Source organism: Micromonospora sp. NPDC018662, from assembly GCF_044391475.1.
Taxonomy (GTDB): Bacteria; Actinomycetota; Actinomycetes; order Mycobacteriales; family Micromonosporaceae; genus Micromonospora.
Map to the genome: position 1 here is coordinate 301,347 of NZ_JBISAC010000002.1, position 16,154 is coordinate 317,500.

Here is a 16,154-nt window from a genome sequence, read left to right on the forward strand (position 1 = left end):
CCCGCCCGCCCCGCTTGTTAGGCGGGGGCCCCGCTTAACAGGTAGGTGTTAAGCGGGGCCCCCGCCTCTACCGAATGCGTTAAGCGGGGCCCCCGCCTTTCAGCTCGTCTCGCCGGCGACGCTGAACGAGCGGAGGCGGTCGACGGCCAACACGGTGAAGCCGACCGTCACCAGGGCGGTCAGCACGACCGCCACCGGCACCGAGACGGTGGTGCCGAGCAGCGCGGTCGGCGCGATCCGGTCGGCCAGCGCGATCACCCACTGCTGGATCGAGAGCACCTTGGTGCCGTCGACGAACCGGCCGAGCAGCCCCTCCCAGATCAGCACGTAGACCAGGCCGAGCAGCACCGGTCGCCGGCTCACCAGGCTGAGCGCCAGGAACAGCGCCGAGTAGGCCAGCGCACCCGCCACCGACGCGACGACAAGGGCCAGGCCGAGGCGTACCGAGTCGGCCAGCACGCCCGCGACGTAGAGCGGGACGGCGACGGTGACCGCGCTGACGCCGGCCGCCACCGCGAGCTTCGGCAGCACGATCTGCCAGCGGGGCAGCGGCTTGGTGAGGATGTGCACCACCGTGCCGTCGTCGATCTCGGCGCCGAGCACGCCGGTGCCGACGATCAGCGCGACCACCGGCAGCACCACGGCCAGGCCGAGGCCGACCAGCACCGGCGGCCCCCACTGGCCGGGGTCCACGCCGAGCGCCCGGCAGAGCACCGCCAGGCCGATCAGGACCAGCGGCAACGGCAACAGCATGAGGAACCGGCTCCGGCCGAACAGGCCGCGGGCGGTGATCCAGGTAACTGTCGACATCAGGCCTCCACCAGATACGAGAAGACGCTCTCCAGCGACTCGTCCTCCGGCAGGAGCTGCCGGACCCGGATGCCGTGGCGGAGGGCGATCCGGGGCAGGGCCCGGGTGAACGCGCCGTAGTCGCCGGCCTTGACGGTGAGGCCGGTGCGGCCCAGCTCGATGCCGGTGACCGAGGACTCGGCCATCAGCGCCACCGCCAGCGCCCGGTCGTCGGTGGAACGCACCGCGAAGACGTGCGGCCGGTTGGTCATCAACCGGCGGATGGTGCGGTAGTCGCCGGAGGCGGCCAGCCGGCCGGCCACCATCACCTGGACCGTGCCGGAGACCTGCTCGACCTCCTCCAGGATGTGCGAGCTGAACAGGATGGTCCGGCCGGCGTCGCCGAGGGAGTGCAGCAACGCCATCATGTGCAGCCGCTGGCGCGGGTCCATCCCGTTGAACGGCTCGTCGAGCAGCAGCACCTGCGGGTCGTGCACCAGCGCGGCGGCCACCCGGGTGCGCTGCCGCATGCCCTTGGAGTAGGTGCCGATCTTGCGGCCCTGCGCACTCTCCAGCTCGACCAGCTCGATCGCCCGCCGGGCCGCCGCCTCCGGGTCGGGCAGCCGGTGCAGCTTGGCGCTGGCCAGCACGAACTCGTACGCGCTGAGGAACGTGTGCACCGCCTCGCGCTCGCTGACCAGGCCGAGCCGCCGGTAGACGGAAGGGTTGCGCCAGGTCGGCTCCCCGTCCAGCGTCACCGCGCCGCGGGACGGGGCGAGGAAGCCGGCCATCATGTGCAGCAGCGTGGTCTTCCCGGCGCCGTTCGGGCCGAGCAGGCCGGTCACCCCGGGACCGAGCCGCATGGTGACGTCGTTGACCGCCACCACGTTGCCGTACCAGCGGGAGACACCGGCCAGGTCGAGGGTGCTGGTCGTGGCGGCGGGCACGTCGGCCGCCGGGTGCGTGTGCAGCGCCGTCATCGGGCGGCCACCTTCCGGTATCGCAGGAGCAGCAGGCTGACGCAGGCGGCGACCAGCAGCACCGCGACGACCGCGTAGACCGGCCCGAAGTCGCCGATCGGCATGCCGCCGCGCCCCTGGGTCAGCCGGTCGCCGAGCGCCCAGTTGCCCACGCCGCCGACCAGCGTCGACGGGGAGGCGAGGAAGGCCAGCTCGTTGACCGTCGGGGAGGGCATGATGGACAGCACGCCGACCACCGGCGCGGTCATCAGGAAGACCGCCACGATGCCACCGGCGGCGAACGCGCGCTTGCCGGTCAGCGAGGCGACCAGCAGGCCGATGGAGGCGAAGACCACCGCCCACAGCCCGGCGTAGAGCAGGCCGGGCAGCAGGTCGAGCAGCTCGTCCCACACCCCGCGCATGCCCCGGTCGGTGGTGAACGCGGCGCCGAGGAACATCACCAGCTGCGGGCCGCCGAGCAGCAGCCAGAGCGCGGTGCCCAGGGCCGCCAGCTTGGCCAGCGCGTAGTCGCCGCGCGGCAGCGGCCGGGAGAAGTAGAGCGGCAGCACGCCGCTGCGCAGGTCGCGGGAGACCAGCTCGGGCGCGGCCACCGCGACGAAGAAGATGACCAGCCAGCTCATCGCGTCGGCGAACTGGGCGTACGTCATCACCACCTCGCCGATCTGGCTGCGTACCGCGGTCAGCCCGGCGGCGACCACGGTGACCACGGCGACCACCAGCCACGGGAAGATCTTCGCCTTGGCGCTGCGGCCCAACCCGAAGACGGTACGCAGACCGTGCCCGTAGAGCGCGCCGAAGACGTGCCGGCGGCCCAGCCGTGGGCCGGTGTAGCGCTGGTATCCGATGTCGTGGATGACGCCTGTCGCGTCAGACATGGCTGGGCTCCCTCGGGGCGAAGAGCTCGGCCACCCGGTGCCGCCGCTGGTCCAGCCGGTGCAGCGGCAGGTCCAGCTCGGCGACCGCGCCGAGGATCAGGTCGTAGGTGTGGTCGTCGGCGAGCGGAACGAGCAGCAGCCGCCCGTCCCGGGTCACCGGCAGGTCGAGCGCGGCGAGCCGGGCGGCCAGTTCCTCCGTGCCCTCGCTCACCTCGACGGCGAGCACGTCGGTGGCGGTGGTCATGGCGGCGACCCGGTCGGCGCGCAGCAGCCGGCCGCCGTCGATGGCGACAAGCGTGTCGCAGATCCGCTCCACCTCGCCGAGCAGGTGCGAGCAGACCACCACCGAGATGCCGAACTCGGTGCCGATCCGGTGGATGAGGGCGAGCATGGCGTCCCGGCCGGCCGGGTCGAGGCCGTTGGTGGGCTCGTCGAGCAGCAGCAGGTCGGGGTCGTGCACCAGGGCCTGGGCGAGCTTGACCCGCTGCTTCATGCCGGTGGAGTAGCCACCGACGGCCCGGTGCCGTTCCTCGTGCAGGCCGACGTGGCGCAGCGCCTCGGAGGCGCGTTCCCGGGCGACCGTGCGTGGCAGCCCGCTCATCCGGCCCAGGTGGGTGACCAGCTCGGCGGCGGAGAGGTCCGGCGGGAGGGCGTCGTGCTCGGGCATGTAGCCGACCCGGGCGCGGACCTCGGCCGGATCGGTGGTGGGGTCGAGGCCGAGCACCTGCACCCGGCCGCTGGTCGGCGGGAGCAGACCCAGCAGGATCTTGATCAGGGTGGACTTGCCGGCGCCGTTGGCGCCGACCAGCCCGATGATCCCCGGCTCGACCGACACGGTGAGGTCGGCCAACGCGGTGACCCGGCCTCCGTACGTCTTGGTCAGCGACTCGGTCGCGAGCAGTGTCACGCTGCCAGCCTAGGAAGCGCGGGCCCGTCGGTGCACCGGGAAACGCTCGGGGTTGTCCCTGATTCGGCCCGGACACCGCCGGTAAGGCTTCCGTAAGCGGCCGGACCGGTGACCGCCGCGCCCGGCCCCGGGAGACTCGACGCATGCCGATGCGCCTGCTGCGTGCCCCGTCGACCTGGGTCGTCGTCACCGTCCTCGTGGTCGGGGCGGCGACCGCGCTGTACTGGTTCCAGCCCTGGAAGCTGGTCACCGACACCGAGGTGCACGAGGAACTGGTGGCGGTGCCGTCCACGGCGTCGGTCGCGCCGTCGGGCCCGGCCACGCCCGCGCCGACGCCCGCCGGCCCGGTGCTGCTCGGCAGCGGCGAGTTCGTCAGCCACGAGCACGACACCCGGGGCGCCGCCCGGATCGTCCGCACCGCCGACGGGCGGCACCGGCTGGAGCTGGTCGGGCTGGACACCTCCAACGGTCCGGATCTTCAGGTCTGGCTGACCGACCAGCCGGTTCGGACCGGGCCGTCCGGGTGGCGCGTCTTCGACGACGGGCGGCACGTGGCGCTCGGCCCGCTCAAGGGAAACCGGGGCGATCAGGCGTACGCGATCCCCGCCGGAACCGATCTCGCCGGGCTGACCAGCGTCTCCATCTGGTGCGAGCGGTTCGCCGTCTCGTTCGGCGCGGCGGCGCTGACGGCCGCCGGCTGAACCCGCCCGGCGACCCCCGGCCGACCCGTGGGTGGCCGGGAGGTGGAGTGGCGCTCTCGACCGATCGCCGGTGGGCTGCGAAACTGTGTGCCGGCCGGCGAGTTGGGGGTTCGATGAGCAACGGGTGGATCCTGCCCGAGGATGTGCTGCGGGATGCGCCGTCGTACGCGCCAAGACCCGCTGAGCTGGCCGATCTCGAGTTGTTGCTGACCGGGGCGTACGCGCCGTTGAGCGGTTTCATGACCCGGGCGGACCTGGCCTCGCTGGGCCGGCGTGGCCGGCTCGCCGACGGCACGTCGTGGCCGGTGCCGGTGACGCTCCAGGTGCCGGCGACGCTCGCCGACGGGCTGGAGCTGGCCGACCCGGCGCGCCGGGCGCTGGTGCTCACCGACGGCGAGGGCGCGCCGGTCGCGGCCATGGACGTGGTCGACGTCTGGCCGGCCCGCGAGGGCACGGTCGGGGTGGGCGGCGCGGTACGCCGGCTCGGCGACGGCGGTCACGGGCCGTTCCAGCGGTTGCGGCGCAGCCCGGACGAGGTACGCGGGCTGCTGCCGCCGGGCCGGGTGCTCGGCGTGTTCGCCGACCGGGCGCTGCACCGCCCGCAGCTGGCCCAGATCGCGCACGCGGCCCGGACGCTCGGCGCGCACCTGCTGGTGCTGATCCCGGTGGGCGAGGAGTCGAGCGGTGAGCTGCCCGCCGAGGCGCTGGTGCGCAGCGTGTTCGCGGCCCGCGACCGGATGCCGCCGGCGACGCTGGTGGCGGTGCCGCTGGCGCGGCGCAGCGACGAGATCAGTGACGCGTTGCTGCGGGCGCGGGTCGCCGCCGCGTACGGCGTGACCCATCTGCTCTCCACCGAGGGCATGCTCTCCGGCGCCGGCCTGCGGGTGCTGGTGCCGCGCGAGCTGGCGTACGACAACCGGGACGGGCAGTGGCGCTGGCGGGAGGACATCCCGCCGCGCAACCGCCGGCTGGCGCTCAGCCAGGACGAGATCGACGACCTGCTCGACCGGGGTTTCCCGCTGCCCGAGTGGCACACCCCGCCCGCGGTGGCGCGGGAGCTGGCCCGGGCCCGGCCGCCCCGGCGGCACCGCGGTCTGGTGATCTTCCTGACCGGTCTCTCCGGCTCGGGCAAGTCGACCATCGCCCGGAGTCTCGCCGACGTGCTCCGGGAGCAGGGCGACCGGACCATCACGCTGCTCGACGGCGACGTGGTGCGGCGGGAGCTCTCGGCCGGGCTGGGCTTCAGCAAGGCCGACCGCGACCTGAACGTACGCCGGATCGGCTGGGTGGCCGCCGAGATCGCCCGGCACCGGGGGGTCGGCATCTGCTGCCCGATCGCGCCGTACGCGGCGGCCCGCGCGACCGCCCGGGAGATGGCGCAGGCGGCCGGCGCGGGCTTCCTGCTGGTGCACGTGGCGACGCCGCTGGCGGTCTGTGAGCAGCGCGACCGCAAGGGCCTCTACGCCCGCGCCCGGGCCGGCCTGCTCACCGGCATGACCGGCATCGACGACCCGTACGAGGAGCCCACCGACGCCGACCTGGTGGTGGACACCTCGGACCTGACCGTCGAGGAGGCGGTTCAGCGGGTGCTGGAGCACCTCATCGAGACCGGCTGGGTGGAGCCGCGCCTGCCACCGGCCTGACCGGCGGGGATACCTCGACCGCCGCCGTCCCGCCCCGGGACGGCGGCGGTGTCGCGTCCGCCCAGGCCGACCGGTAGTGTTCGTCTTTGTTGGAACACGTTCGACCGCGTTCGCGGTGCAAGACGGCTCGGGAGGTGACCGGGAATGCTGGCGCGACAGCGGCAGACCGTCATCCTGGAGCGGGTCCGTGCCGCCGGCGGGGTCCGGGTCACCGAACTGGCCGCCGAGTTCGGCGTGTCGGACATGACCATCCGACGGGACCTGGAAACGCTGCACGACCAGGGTCTGCTCGCCAAGGTCCACGGCGGGGCGACGCTGGCCGGGCCCGGCTCGACCGACGAGCCCGGCTTCCGGGCCAAGTCGGTCCGCCAGTCCGCCGAGAAGGCCGCCATCGCCGACCACGCCGCCCGGCTGGTCCGCCCCGGCGCCGCGATCGCGCTCTCCGCCGGCACCACCACCGCCGCGCTGGCCCGCCGGCTGGTGGACGTGCCCGGCCTGACGGTGGTCACCAACTCGCTGCCGGTGGCCGAGATCCTGCACGTCGGCGGCCGGCCGGACCAGACCGTGGTGCTCACCGGCGGGGTCCGCACCCCGTCGGACGCGCTGGTCGGCCCGCTGGCCGTGGCCGCGATCGCCGCGCTCCACCTGGACCTGCTCTTCCTCGGCGTGCACGGGATCAGCGAGCGGGCCGGGTTCACCACGCCCAACCTGATGGAGGCCGACACGAACCGCGCGCTGGTGGCGGCCGCCGACGGGCTGGTGGTGCTCGCCGACCACACCAAGTGGGGCACTGTCGGCATCTCGTCGATCGTCGCCCTGGACGCGGCGGACGTGCTGGTCACCGACGACCGGTTGACACCCGACGCACGACGGGTACTCGAGGACAGGGTGGGTGAGCTGGTGACGGTGCCGGCGACGGAGGGGGCGGAGTGAAGCGTACGCAGATCGAGCTGGCCGACGGCCGTGAGCTGATCTACTTCGACGAGCGGGACGACGCGGTGCGCGACCAGCCGGACCGGCGGGACCTGCCCCCGCCGCCGCCCGCCTCGCAACTGCGGCACGACCCGCTGACCGACGAGTGGGTGGCGGTGGCGGTGCACCGGCAGACCCGCACGTTCCTGCCCCCGGCCGACCAGTGCCCGCTCTGCCCGTCCCGCGGCGACCGGCACAGCGAGATCCCGGCGCCGGACTACGACGTGGTCGTCTTCGAGAACCGGTTCCCGTCGCTGAGCCAGCGGGTCGCCGAGGAGCCGGCCGAGATCACGCCGTTCACCCCGGTCCGCCCGGGGCTCGGCCGGTGCGAGGTGGTCTGCTTCACCGACGACCACAACGCGTCGTTCGCCCGCCTCTCCCCCGGCCGGGTGCGGACCGTGCTGGACGCGCTGGCCGACCGCACCACCGCGCTGAGCGCGCTGCCCGGCGTGGAGCAGGTGTTCCCGTTCGAGAACCGGGGCGTGGAGATCGGGGTGACGCTGCACCACCCGCACGGCCAGATCTACGCGTACCCGTTCGTCACGCCACGGACCCGGAGCCTGCTGGCCGCCGCCCGGCGGCACGCCGAGCGCACCGGCGGCAACCTCTACGCCGACGTGCTGGCCGCCGAACGGGCCGCCGGCGACCGGGTGGTGACGAGCAACGAGCACTGGACCGCGTACGTGCCGGCGGCGGCTCGTTGGCCGTTCGAGGTGCACGTGGCCCCGCACCGGCCGGTGCCGGACATCCCGGCGCTGGACGACGCCGAGCGGGACGCCTTCGGCCCGCTCTACCTGGACCTGCTGCGCCGCTTCGACGGGCTGTTCGACCTGCCCATGCCCTACATCGCGGCGTGGCACCAGGCGCCGGTGCACGTCGACCGGGAGCTGGGCCACCTGCACCTGCAGCTGTTCACCATCCGGCGGGCGAAGGACAAGCTGAAGTATCTCGCCGGTTCGGAGTCCGGCATGGGCGTGTTCATCAACGACATCGCCCCCGAGCGGGCCGCCGAACTCCTGCGCGCCGCGTGAAAGGCGGGGCCCCTTCTTAACGCCTTCGGTAGAGGCGGGGCCCCTTGTTAACACCTCTGGTCACCCGCGCCCGGAAACAGGGCGCGGGGGGCCCGGAGAATCGGGCCCCCCGCAGGGAAGGGACGGGTGGACGGGACTGGCATCGCGTCCACCCGGTACAACGAGCCCGGCCGGGCACCGGTGACGCTCGTCCCGGACACGACGGAGCCCGCCGGCGCGTACCGGCGGGCTCCGTCGTGATCGGGGCGGGTGCTCAGGCCGCGAGCTTGCGGGCCAGGTTCTCGTCGAGCGCGTTCATGAACTCGTCGGTGGTCAGCCACGGGGCGTCCCGCGAGATGAGCAGCGCGAGGTCCTTGGTCATCTGGCCGCCCTCGACGGTCTCCACGATGACCTGCTCCAGCGTGTTGGCGAACTCGGTGACCGCCGGGGTGCCGTCCAGCTTGCCCCGGTGGGCCAGGCCCCGGGTCCAGGCGTAGATCGAGGCGATCGGGTTGGTCGAGGTCTTCTCGCCCTTCTGGTACTGCCGGTAGTGCCGGGTGACCGTGCCGTGGGCGGCCTCGGCCTCGACGGTGCGGCCGTCCGGGGAGAGCAGCACCGAGGTCATCAGGCCGAGCGAGCCGAAGCCCTGCGCCACGGTGTCGGACTGCACGTCACCGTCGTAGTTCTTGCAGGCCCAGACGTAGCCGCCCTCCCACTTGAGCGCGGCGGCGACCATGTCGTCGATCAGCCGGTGCTCGTAGGTGAGGCCGGCGGCGTCGAACTCGGCCTTGAACTCGGCCTCGAACACCTCGGCGAAGATGTCCTTGAACCGGCCGTCGTACGCCTTGAGGATGGTGTTCTTGGTCGACATGTAGACCGGGTAGTTGCGGTCCAGGCCGTACCGGAACGAGGCGCGGGCGAAGTCCCGGATCGACTCGTCGAAGTTGTACATGCCCATGGCGATGCCGCCGCCGGGGAAGTTGGCGACCTCCATCTCCATCGGCGCGGAGCCGTCGGCCGGGGCGTACGTGATGGTGACCTTGCCCGGGCCGGGGACGACGAAGTCGGTGGCCTTGTACTGGTCGCCGTGCGCGTGCCGGCCGATGATGATCGGCTTGGTCCAGCCCGGGACGAGCCGCGGCACGTTCGACATGATGATCGGCTCGCGGAAGACCACGCCGCCGAGGATGTTGCGGATGGTGCCGTTCGGCGACCGCCACATCTTCTTCAGGCCGAACTCCTCCACCCGGGCCTCGTCGGGGGTGATGGTGGCGCACTTGACGCCGACGCCGTGCTCCTTGATGGCGTTGGCGGCGTCGACGGTGACCTGGTCGTCGGTCTCGTCGCGGTACTGGATCGACAGGTCGTAGTAGTGCAGGTCGACGTCGAGGTACGGCAGGATCAGCTGCTCCCGGATCTGCTTCCAGATGATCCGGGTCATCTCGTCGCCGTCGATCTCCACGACCGGGTTGTTTACCTTGATCTTCGCCATCGGCCGGCGCTCCTCTCGGGGGACACGTGCTCAAGCAGTACGAGCGTACTGGAAACCGCCCGGGGCGCCCCAGCCGGCCTCGCGGTGACATCCTTCCCGGATGCCGCTGACGCACACGCTCGGGTCTATCACGGTCACCTCGTTGCTCGACGGAGCGGGCTCCTTCTTCCGGCCGCGCGAGGAGGCGTTCCCCGGCGCCGGCGGAGCCCGGTGGCGCGAGGCGGACCGACGGGACCCGGACGCGGTCGGGCCGGACGGCGGCTGGTGGCTGCCGTTCCGCGCGTTCGCGCTGCGTACCGGTGACGGGCCGGTCACCCTGGTCGACGCCGGCATCGGCCCGGCGGACGCGCCGGCCGCGAGCTGGGCGCCGGTGCCCGGCCGGCTACCGGCCGAGCTGGCCGCCGCCGGCATCGACCCGGCGGACGTCCGCACGGTGGTGCTCACCCACCTGCACAGCGACCACGTCGGCTGGGCGGGGCCGCTCTTCGGCGAACGCGGACCACCTGGTGCAGCGCGCCGAGCTGACCGCGCTGGAGCTGTTCCACCCGCAACTGCCGGCCCGGCTGCTCGGGCCGTTGCGCGCCGACGGCCGGCTGCGGGTGGCCGACGGCGACACGAACCTCACCCCCGGGGTACGCGTGCTGAGCACGCCCGGCCACACCCCCGGTCACCAGTCCGTGCTGGTCGAGGCCGGCGACGACCGCCTCCTGGTCACCGGCGACGTCCTGGTGCACACGATCCAGTTGCTCGACCCGGCGCTCCCCTACGCCCACGACGAGGACCCGGCCGAAGCCCGGCGAACCCGCGAGCGCGTCCTGTCGACCCTCTCCCCCCTCCTCCTGGCCACCCCCCACCTGGGCACCCCCTTCACCCCCCACCCCTGACAACCCCCACCGCCCGCAGATTCACGGAAAGAGTGGCTCTCCCGGGGAGAATGGCCACTCTTTCCGTGAATCTGCGCGCGTGGGGTGGGGGTTGGGTAGGTGGGACGCCGCGAGGGGCGGCCGGCGGAACGCCGGCCGCCCCTCGGCGGGTGGTGCTCAGGTCACAGCGACGCGATGTCGCCCTGCTTGGCGCGGACGGCCTCGGCGGCCTCCTTCAGGGCGGCCAGCTCGTCGGCGTCCAACTCGGTCTCGACGACCCGCTTCACGCCCTGCGCGCCGATCTCGGCCTCGACGCCCAGGTAGACGCCGGAGATGCCGTACTCGCCGTCGACCCAGGCGCAGACCGGCATGACGTCGCCGGAGTCCTCGGCCACGGCCTTCGCCATCCGGGCCGCGGCGGCGGACGGGGCGTAGTAGGCGGAACCGGTCTTGAGCAGCGCGACCACCTCGGCGCCACCGTTGCGGGTCTTGACGACCAGCTCCTCGATCTGCTCGGCCGGCATGACGTCGCGCAGCGGCTTGCCGTTCACGGTGCTCTTGGACGGCACCGGGACCATGGTGTCGCCGTGCGAGCCGAGCGTCAGGGTCCGGACCGACTTCACCGGTACGCTCAGCGCCTCGGCGACGAAGTTGGTGAACCGGGCGGTGTCGAGCATGCCGGCCTGGCCGAGCACCCGGTTCTTCGGGAACTGCGTGGCGATCTGGGCCAGCGCGGTCATCTCGTCGAGCGGGTTCGACACCACGATGACGACGGCGTTCGGGGCGTACTTGGCGACGTTCTCGGAGACCTGGCGAACGATCTTGGCGTTGGTCTCCAGCAGGTCCATCCGGCTCATGCCCGGCTTGCGGGGCAGGCCGGCGGTGATGACGACCACGTCCGAGCCCTCGATGGCCTCGTAGCCCTCGCCGTTCGGGCCGGTGGTGACGCCGACGATCGTGGTCTCGAAGCCCTCGACCGGCCGCGACTGGTTGAGGTCCAGCGCGAGACCCGCCGGCTTGCCCTCCACGATGTCGGTGATGACGACGGTGTCGAAGACGTCGTACTCGGCCAGGCGCTGTGCGGTGGTGGAGCCGTAGAAGCCGGCCCCGACGACAGTGACCTTCTTACCCATGGTCGTCCCACTCCCTGATACCAGTCGGTTTCCCGGACCGTATCAGCCATCCTGGCACTGATCCGGTCAGGGGCGGACGGTTATGACCTGTCTGGGTGGTCAGCCGTCCCGCTCGGCGCGCTCGACCACGTTGGTGAGCAGCATGGCGCGGGTCATCGGGCCGACGCCGCCGGGCATCGGCACGACCTTGCCGGCCACCTCGGCCACCTCCGGGTCGACGTCACCGGTGTAGCGCCCCTTGCCGTCGTCGCCGATCACCCGGGTGATGCCGACGTCCACCACTGTCGCGCCGGGGGTGATCATGTCGGCGGTGAGCAGCCCGGGCACGCCGGCGGCGACGATGACGACGTCGGCGGCGCGGGTGTGCGCGGCGAGGTCGAGCGTGCCGGTGTGGCAGAGCGTCACGGTGGCGTTCTCGCTGCGCCGGGTGAGCAGCAGGCCGAGCGGGCGACCGACCGTGTTGCCGCGACCGACCACGGCGACGTTCGCGCCGCGCAGCGGCACGTCGTGCCGGCGCAGCAGCTCGACGATGCCGCGCGGGGTGCAGGGCAGCGGGGCGTCGTAGCCGAGCACGAGCCGGCCCAGGTTGACCGGGTGCAGGCCGTCGGCGTCCTTGTCCGGGTCGATCGACTCCAGCGCCCGCTGGGTGTCCAGGTGGGCCGGGAGCGGGAGCTGGACGATGTAGCCGTGGCAGGCCGGGTCCGCGTTCAGCTCGGCGAGCGCCGCGTCGAGCTGCTCCTGGGTGGCGTCGGCCGGCAGCGTGACCCGCAGCGAGGCGATGCCGACCTCGGCGCAGTCGCGGTGCTTGCCGTTGACGTACGCCTGGGAGCCGGGGTCCTCCCCGACCAGGACCGTGCCGAGCCCGGGGGTGATGCCGCGCTCCGCGAGCGCCTTCACCCGCGCTCGCAGCTCGTCCTTGATCTCTGCCGCGGTGGCCTTGCCGTCCAGGATCGTCGCCGTCACGCCGTGATCGTCTCACGTTCCCCGCCGAGCCGGACGGCGACGGCCGCCGATCACGCTCCGCGACGTGCTTTCCATCACTGAGAGTGATTGGTCGTGGGCCGAAACGGGACTCGACGGCACGTTCCGTTACCTGCTCGCTACGTATTCGTTGTCGATCCGCCGCAGCACGACCTACCGTTACGGCTCGTTGCGCAGCGTCACCCAGCGTCGGGCCGACCGCGCAGCGTGAGGAGATGAGGAGAGTCCATGCGTGTTCGTAGGCTCGCGGCCTGGACCGCGCTCCCGCTCGCGGTGACCCTGGGTCTGACGGCCTGCGGCTCCGGCGGCGGCAGCGGCGGCGCAAGCGACCCCGACGCGGCCGTGCGGATCGAGATCGCCGAGCCGCAGCACCTGGTGCCGACCAACACCAACGAGACAAGTGGCTCGCAGGTGTTGTCCGCCCTGTTCAGTCCGCTGGTCGACTACGACGAGGCGAACAAGCCGCACGAGGTGGCGGCCGAGTCGGTGACGTCGTCGGACAACAAGGTCTGGACGATCAAGCTGAAGCCCGGCTACACGTTCCACAACGGCGAGAAGGTCACCGCCGACAACTACCTGGACGCCTGGAACTACGGCGCGTACGCACCGAACGGCCAGAACTCCAGCTACTTCTTCGAGAAGATCGCCGGCTACCAGGACCTCCAGGGCGAGAAGCCGAAGGCGGAGACGCTGAGCGGCCTGAAGAAGGTCGACGACCTGACGTTCACCGTGACGCTCACCGAGCCGTACGTGGACTTCCGGACCATGCTCGGCTACACCGCGTTCTACCCGCTGCCGAAGGCGGCCTTCTCCGCGCCGGGCGTGCTGGCCGAAGGGTTCGAGCAGGCGCCGATCGGCCAGGGCCCGTTCAAGATGAAGGGCAACTGGCAGCACGACGCCAAGGTCGAGGTGCAGAAGTACGACGCGTTCCCGGGCCAGCAGCCCAAGGTCGGCGGCGTCGAGTTCCGGATCTACCAGCAGCCGACCGCCGCGTACGCGGACGTGCTGTCGGACAACCTCGACGTGATCAAGACGATTCCGACCGAGAACCTGTCGACCGCCGCCACCGACCTCGGCGACCGGTTCCAGCAGAGCCCGGCGTCGTCGCTCCAGGTGCTGGCGTTCCCGACGTTCCAGAAGGAGTTCGCCAAGCCCGAGGTGCGCAAGGCCATCTCGATGGCGATCGACCGGGACGAGATCACCAAGTCGATCTTCAAGGACTCGCAGCAGCCGGCCCGCTCGTTCGTCTCGCCGGTGGTCGCGGGCTACCGGGAGAACACCATCGGCACCGCCGGGGCGTTCGACCCGGCCAAGGCCAAGGCGATGTACGAGGCCGCGGGCGGCCCGAAGAAGATCGAGCTGTCCTACAACGGCGACGGCGGCCACAAGGACTGGATCGACGCCACCTGCAACCAGCTCAAGGCCAACCTGGGCGTGGAGTGCGTGGGCACCGCCGAGCCGAAGTTCGCCGACCTGCTGACCAAGCTGAAGCAGAAGCAGCCGGTCGGCCTGTTCCGGATGGGCTGGGTGATGGACTACCCGTCCATGGAGAACTACCTGGGCCCGCTGTACAGCACCAACGGCTCGTCGAACTACTACGGCTACTCCAACCCGGAGTTCGACAAGCTGCTCGCCGAGGGCGCCCGCGCGGCGACCCAGGACGAGGCGGTCAAGAAGTACCAGGCGGCGGAGGACCTGCTCGCGCAGGACCTGCCGGTGATCCCGCTGCGGTACGGGCAGAACAACTTCGGCCACTCGACCAAGGTCAAGAACGTCCACGTGGACCTCTTCGACCGGGTGGACCTGCTGAAGATCGAACGCGCCTGACCCACCCCCGACAGGGCCGGGCCACCCCCACCGGGTGGCCCGGCCCTGGCATTGGCCCGCATTTGCCCCATCTTCGGCAGACTCGCAGGCATGTTCCGGTTCATCCTGCGGCGACTGCTCCAGATGGTCCTCGCCTTCTTCGGGACCACGCTGATCGTCTACGCGTTGATGTTCGCCGGGCAGGGCGACCCGATCCAGGCGCTCGCCGGGGAACGACCGGTCACCGCCGCCCAGCGCGCCTACCTGACCGAGAAGTACCACCTGGACGCGACCGGGATCGGCGGCTTCTTCTACCGCTACCTCAACTACCTGGGCGGCCTGCTCCGCGGTGACCTCGGCCAGTCGCTCACCGGCCGGCAGATCGGCGACATCCTCGCCGCCGCCTGGCCGGTCACCGTGAAACTGGCGGTGATCGCGATGGCCGTGACCATCGGAGTCGGCGTCACCGCCGGGGTGATCGCCGGAATCCGGCGGGCCGGCGTCTTCGACCACGCGACGCTCGTGCTCACGCTGCTGGTCCTCGGTATCCCCACCATCGTGCTGGCCCCGCTGGCGCAGTACTTCCTCGGCGTACGCTGGCCGATCTTCCCGCCCACCGCCGGCGCCCAGCCGTCGCTGTGGGCGCTGCTGCTGCCCGGCATCGTGCTCGGCTCGCTGTCGCTGGCCACCGCACTGCGGCTGACCCGCACGTCGGTGTCGGAGAACCTGCGCGCCGACTACGTGCGCACCGCCCGGTCGAAGGGCCTGGTACGCCGCCGGATCGTCGGCGTGCACGTGCTGCGCAACTCGCTCATCCCGGTGGTCACGTTCCTCGGCGTCGAACTGGGCAACCTGATGAGCGGCGCGATCATCACCGAGGGCGTGTTCAACATCCCCGGCGTCGGCTTCAACCTGTTCCGCGGCATCCGCACCGAGGACGGCCCGCTGGTGGTGGGCATCGTCAGCGTGCTGGTCGTGGTCTACCTGCTGTCCAACCTGGTGGTGGACGTGCTCTACGCCGTACTCGACCCGAGGATCAGATATGAGTGACTTCGAGACGGTGGCGGCGACGGAGGACCAGTCGGCGCGGCGCGGCGTCTCCGGCGAGCCCGGCACCCCGGACCGGGCCGGCCGGCCGGGCAGATCCCGCAGCCTGGCCGGCGACGCCTGGCGGGACCTGCGCCGAAACCCGGTCTTCTGGCTCAGCCTGCTGCTGGTCGTGCTGGTCGCCGCGATGGCGGTCGCCCCCGGGCTGTTCACCGCCAACGACCCGCGCGACTGCGTGCTCTCCCGGCAGCACGCCGGGCCGTCCGGCGGGGCCATCTTCGGGTACGACTTCCAGGGCTGCGACACGTTCGCCCGGGCGGTCTACGGGGCCCGCGCGTCACTGCTGGTCGGCGCGTTCTCGGCGCTGATCACCGGCGTGATCGCGCTGGTCGTCGGCATGCTCGCCGGCTTCTTCGGCGGCTGGGTCGACGCGGTGCTCTCCCGGGTGATCGACATCGTGCTCGGCATCCCGCTGCTGCTGGCCGCGATCGTGCTGCTCAAGCGCGTCAGCACCAGCGGTGAGACGGTACGCCTGTTCGCGGTCATCCTGGTGCTGGCGCTGCTCGGCTGGACCACCGCGGCCCGCGTGGTGCGCTCCTCGGTGATCACCGCCCGCGAACAGGACTACGTGGCGGCGGCCCGGATGCTGGGCGCCGGCGACGGCCGGATCATGTGGCGGCACATCCTGCCGAACGCGCTCGCGCCGGCCATCGTGGTGCTCACCATCGCGCTCGGGTCGTTCATCGCGGCCGAGGCGACGCTGAGCTTCCTCGGCATCGGGCTGAAGGCGCCGACCATCTCCTGGGGCATCGACATCGACGCCGGCCGGGTGCACATGCGCGAGTCGGCCACGCCGCTGATCGTGCCGTCGGTCTTCCTGGCGCTGACCGTGCTCGCCTTCATCATGCTCGGCGACGCGGTCCGCGACGCCTTCGACCCGAAGCTGCGGTGAGAC

Annotated in this window: 15 protein-coding genes and 1 pseudogene; 9 read left to right on the plus strand and 7 right to left on the minus strand. The window is 72.0% G+C overall.

Annotated elements, in window-relative coordinates:
• Positions 1-99: 99 nt before the first annotated feature.
• The 4 genes from ACH495_RS06705 to ACH495_RS06720 are packed head-to-tail and all read right to left on the minus strand — an operon-like array spanning position 100 to position 3,551.
• The gene (locus ACH495_RS06705; RefSeq protein WP_343445200.1) at positions 100-810 is read right to left on the minus strand and encodes an ABC transporter permease; all 711 of its coding nucleotides are present in this window, start codon (positions 808-810) and stop codon (positions 100-102) included.
• A complete protein-coding gene (locus ACH495_RS06710) occupies positions 810-1,769 on the minus strand; it encodes an ABC transporter ATP-binding protein (protein ID WP_396856769.1) in 960 nt (319 codons plus the stop codon). Before ACH495_RS06710 ends, ACH495_RS06705 begins: the two co-directional genes overlap by 1 nt.
• Positions 1,766-2,644, minus strand: coding sequence for an ABC transporter permease (locus ACH495_RS06715; RefSeq protein ID WP_396856770.1), 879 nt, complete (start codon positions 2,642-2,644; stop codon positions 1,766-1,768). The genes ACH495_RS06710 and ACH495_RS06715 overlap by 4 nt, the downstream gene beginning before the upstream one ends.
• Positions 2,637-3,551 (minus strand): ABC transporter ATP-binding protein, encoded by a 915-nt coding sequence (locus ACH495_RS06720; RefSeq protein ID WP_396856771.1) that lies wholly within the window; start codon positions 3,549-3,551, stop codon positions 2,637-2,639. The genes ACH495_RS06715 and ACH495_RS06720 overlap by 8 nt, the downstream gene beginning before the upstream one ends.
• 143 nt (positions 3,552-3,694) lie before the next feature.
• On the opposite strand from ACH495_RS06720, the gene ACH495_RS06725 reads away from it, so the two are divergent.
• From ACH495_RS06725 to galT, 4 genes are all read left to right on the plus strand, one after another.
• Positions 3,695-4,252 (plus strand): DM13 domain-containing protein, encoded by a 558-nt coding sequence (locus ACH495_RS06725; protein WP_396856772.1) that lies wholly within the window; start codon positions 3,695-3,697, stop codon positions 4,250-4,252.
• Positions 4,253-4,365: 113 nt separating this feature from the next.
• Positions 4,366-5,895, plus strand: coding sequence for an adenylyl-sulfate kinase (gene cysC, locus ACH495_RS06730; RefSeq protein ID WP_396856773.1), 1,530 nt, complete (start codon positions 4,366-4,368; stop codon positions 5,893-5,895).
• Between the two features lie 144 nt (positions 5,896-6,039).
• The gene (locus tag ACH495_RS06735; RefSeq protein WP_396856774.1) at positions 6,040-6,828 is read left to right on the plus strand and encodes a DeoR/GlpR family DNA-binding transcription regulator; all 789 of its coding nucleotides are present in this window, start codon (positions 6,040-6,042) and stop codon (positions 6,826-6,828) included.
• Positions 6,825-7,898: a galactose-1-phosphate uridylyltransferase gene (gene galT / locus ACH495_RS06740; protein ID WP_396856775.1), complete on the plus strand. Its 1,074-nt coding sequence runs from the start codon at positions 6,825-6,827 to the stop codon at positions 7,896-7,898. Before ACH495_RS06735 ends, galT begins: the two co-directional genes overlap by 4 nt.
• Positions 7,899-8,151: 253 nt before the next feature.
• Here galT and ACH495_RS06745 read toward each other — a convergent pair whose 3' ends face one another.
• A complete protein-coding gene (locus ACH495_RS06745; protein WP_396856776.1) occupies positions 8,152-9,369 on the minus strand; it encodes an NADP-dependent isocitrate dehydrogenase in 1,218 nt (405 codons plus the stop codon).
• A 100-nt stretch (positions 9,370-9,469) separates the two neighbouring features.
• Here ACH495_RS06745 and ACH495_RS06750 point away from each other — a divergent pair.
• Positions 9,470-10,253: pseudogene (locus ACH495_RS06750) on the plus strand (MBL fold metallo-hydrolase).
• 161 nt (positions 10,254-10,414) lie between these two features.
• On the opposite strand, the gene mdh reads toward ACH495_RS06750, so the two are convergent.
• Together mdh and ACH495_RS06760 are read right to left on the minus strand one after the other, a co-directional pair.
• On the minus strand, positions 10,415-11,365 hold the full coding sequence (mdh, locus tag ACH495_RS06755) for a malate dehydrogenase (protein ID WP_396856777.1): 951 nt from the start codon (positions 11,363-11,365) through the stop codon (positions 10,415-10,417).
• Between the two features lie 99 nt (positions 11,366-11,464).
• The gene (locus ACH495_RS06760; RefSeq protein WP_396856778.1) at positions 11,465-12,328 is read right to left on the minus strand and encodes a bifunctional methylenetetrahydrofolate dehydrogenase/methenyltetrahydrofolate cyclohydrolase; all 864 of its coding nucleotides are present in this window, start codon (positions 12,326-12,328) and stop codon (positions 11,465-11,467) included.
• A 64-nt stretch (positions 12,329-12,392) separates the two neighbouring features.
• Between ACH495_RS06760 and ACH495_RS06765 the strand changes: the two genes are divergently transcribed.
• The 4 genes from ACH495_RS06765 to ACH495_RS06780 all read left to right on the plus strand — a co-directional run bounded on the left by ACH495_RS06765 (position 12,393) and on the right by ACH495_RS06780 (position 16,151).
• The gene (locus ACH495_RS06765; protein ID WP_396856779.1) at positions 12,393-12,557 is read left to right on the plus strand and encodes a hypothetical protein; all 165 of its coding nucleotides are present in this window, start codon (positions 12,393-12,395) and stop codon (positions 12,555-12,557) included.
• A gap of 17 nt (positions 12,558-12,574) precedes the next feature.
• A complete protein-coding gene (locus ACH495_RS06770) occupies positions 12,575-14,173 on the plus strand; it encodes an ABC transporter substrate-binding protein (RefSeq protein WP_396856780.1) in 1,599 nt (532 codons plus the stop codon).
• A gap of 90 nt (positions 14,174-14,263) precedes the next feature.
• Positions 14,264-15,202 (plus strand): ABC transporter permease, encoded by a 939-nt coding sequence (locus tag ACH495_RS06775; protein ID WP_396856781.1) that lies wholly within the window; start codon positions 14,264-14,266, stop codon positions 15,200-15,202.
• Positions 15,195-16,151 carry an ABC transporter permease gene (locus ACH495_RS06780; RefSeq protein WP_396856782.1) on the plus strand — a complete coding sequence of 319 codons (957 nt, stop codon included), beginning with the start codon at positions 15,195-15,197 and terminating at the stop codon, positions 16,149-16,151. Before ACH495_RS06775 ends, ACH495_RS06780 begins: the two co-directional genes overlap by 8 nt.
• The last annotated feature ends 3 nt before the right edge of the window (positions 16,152-16,154 follow it).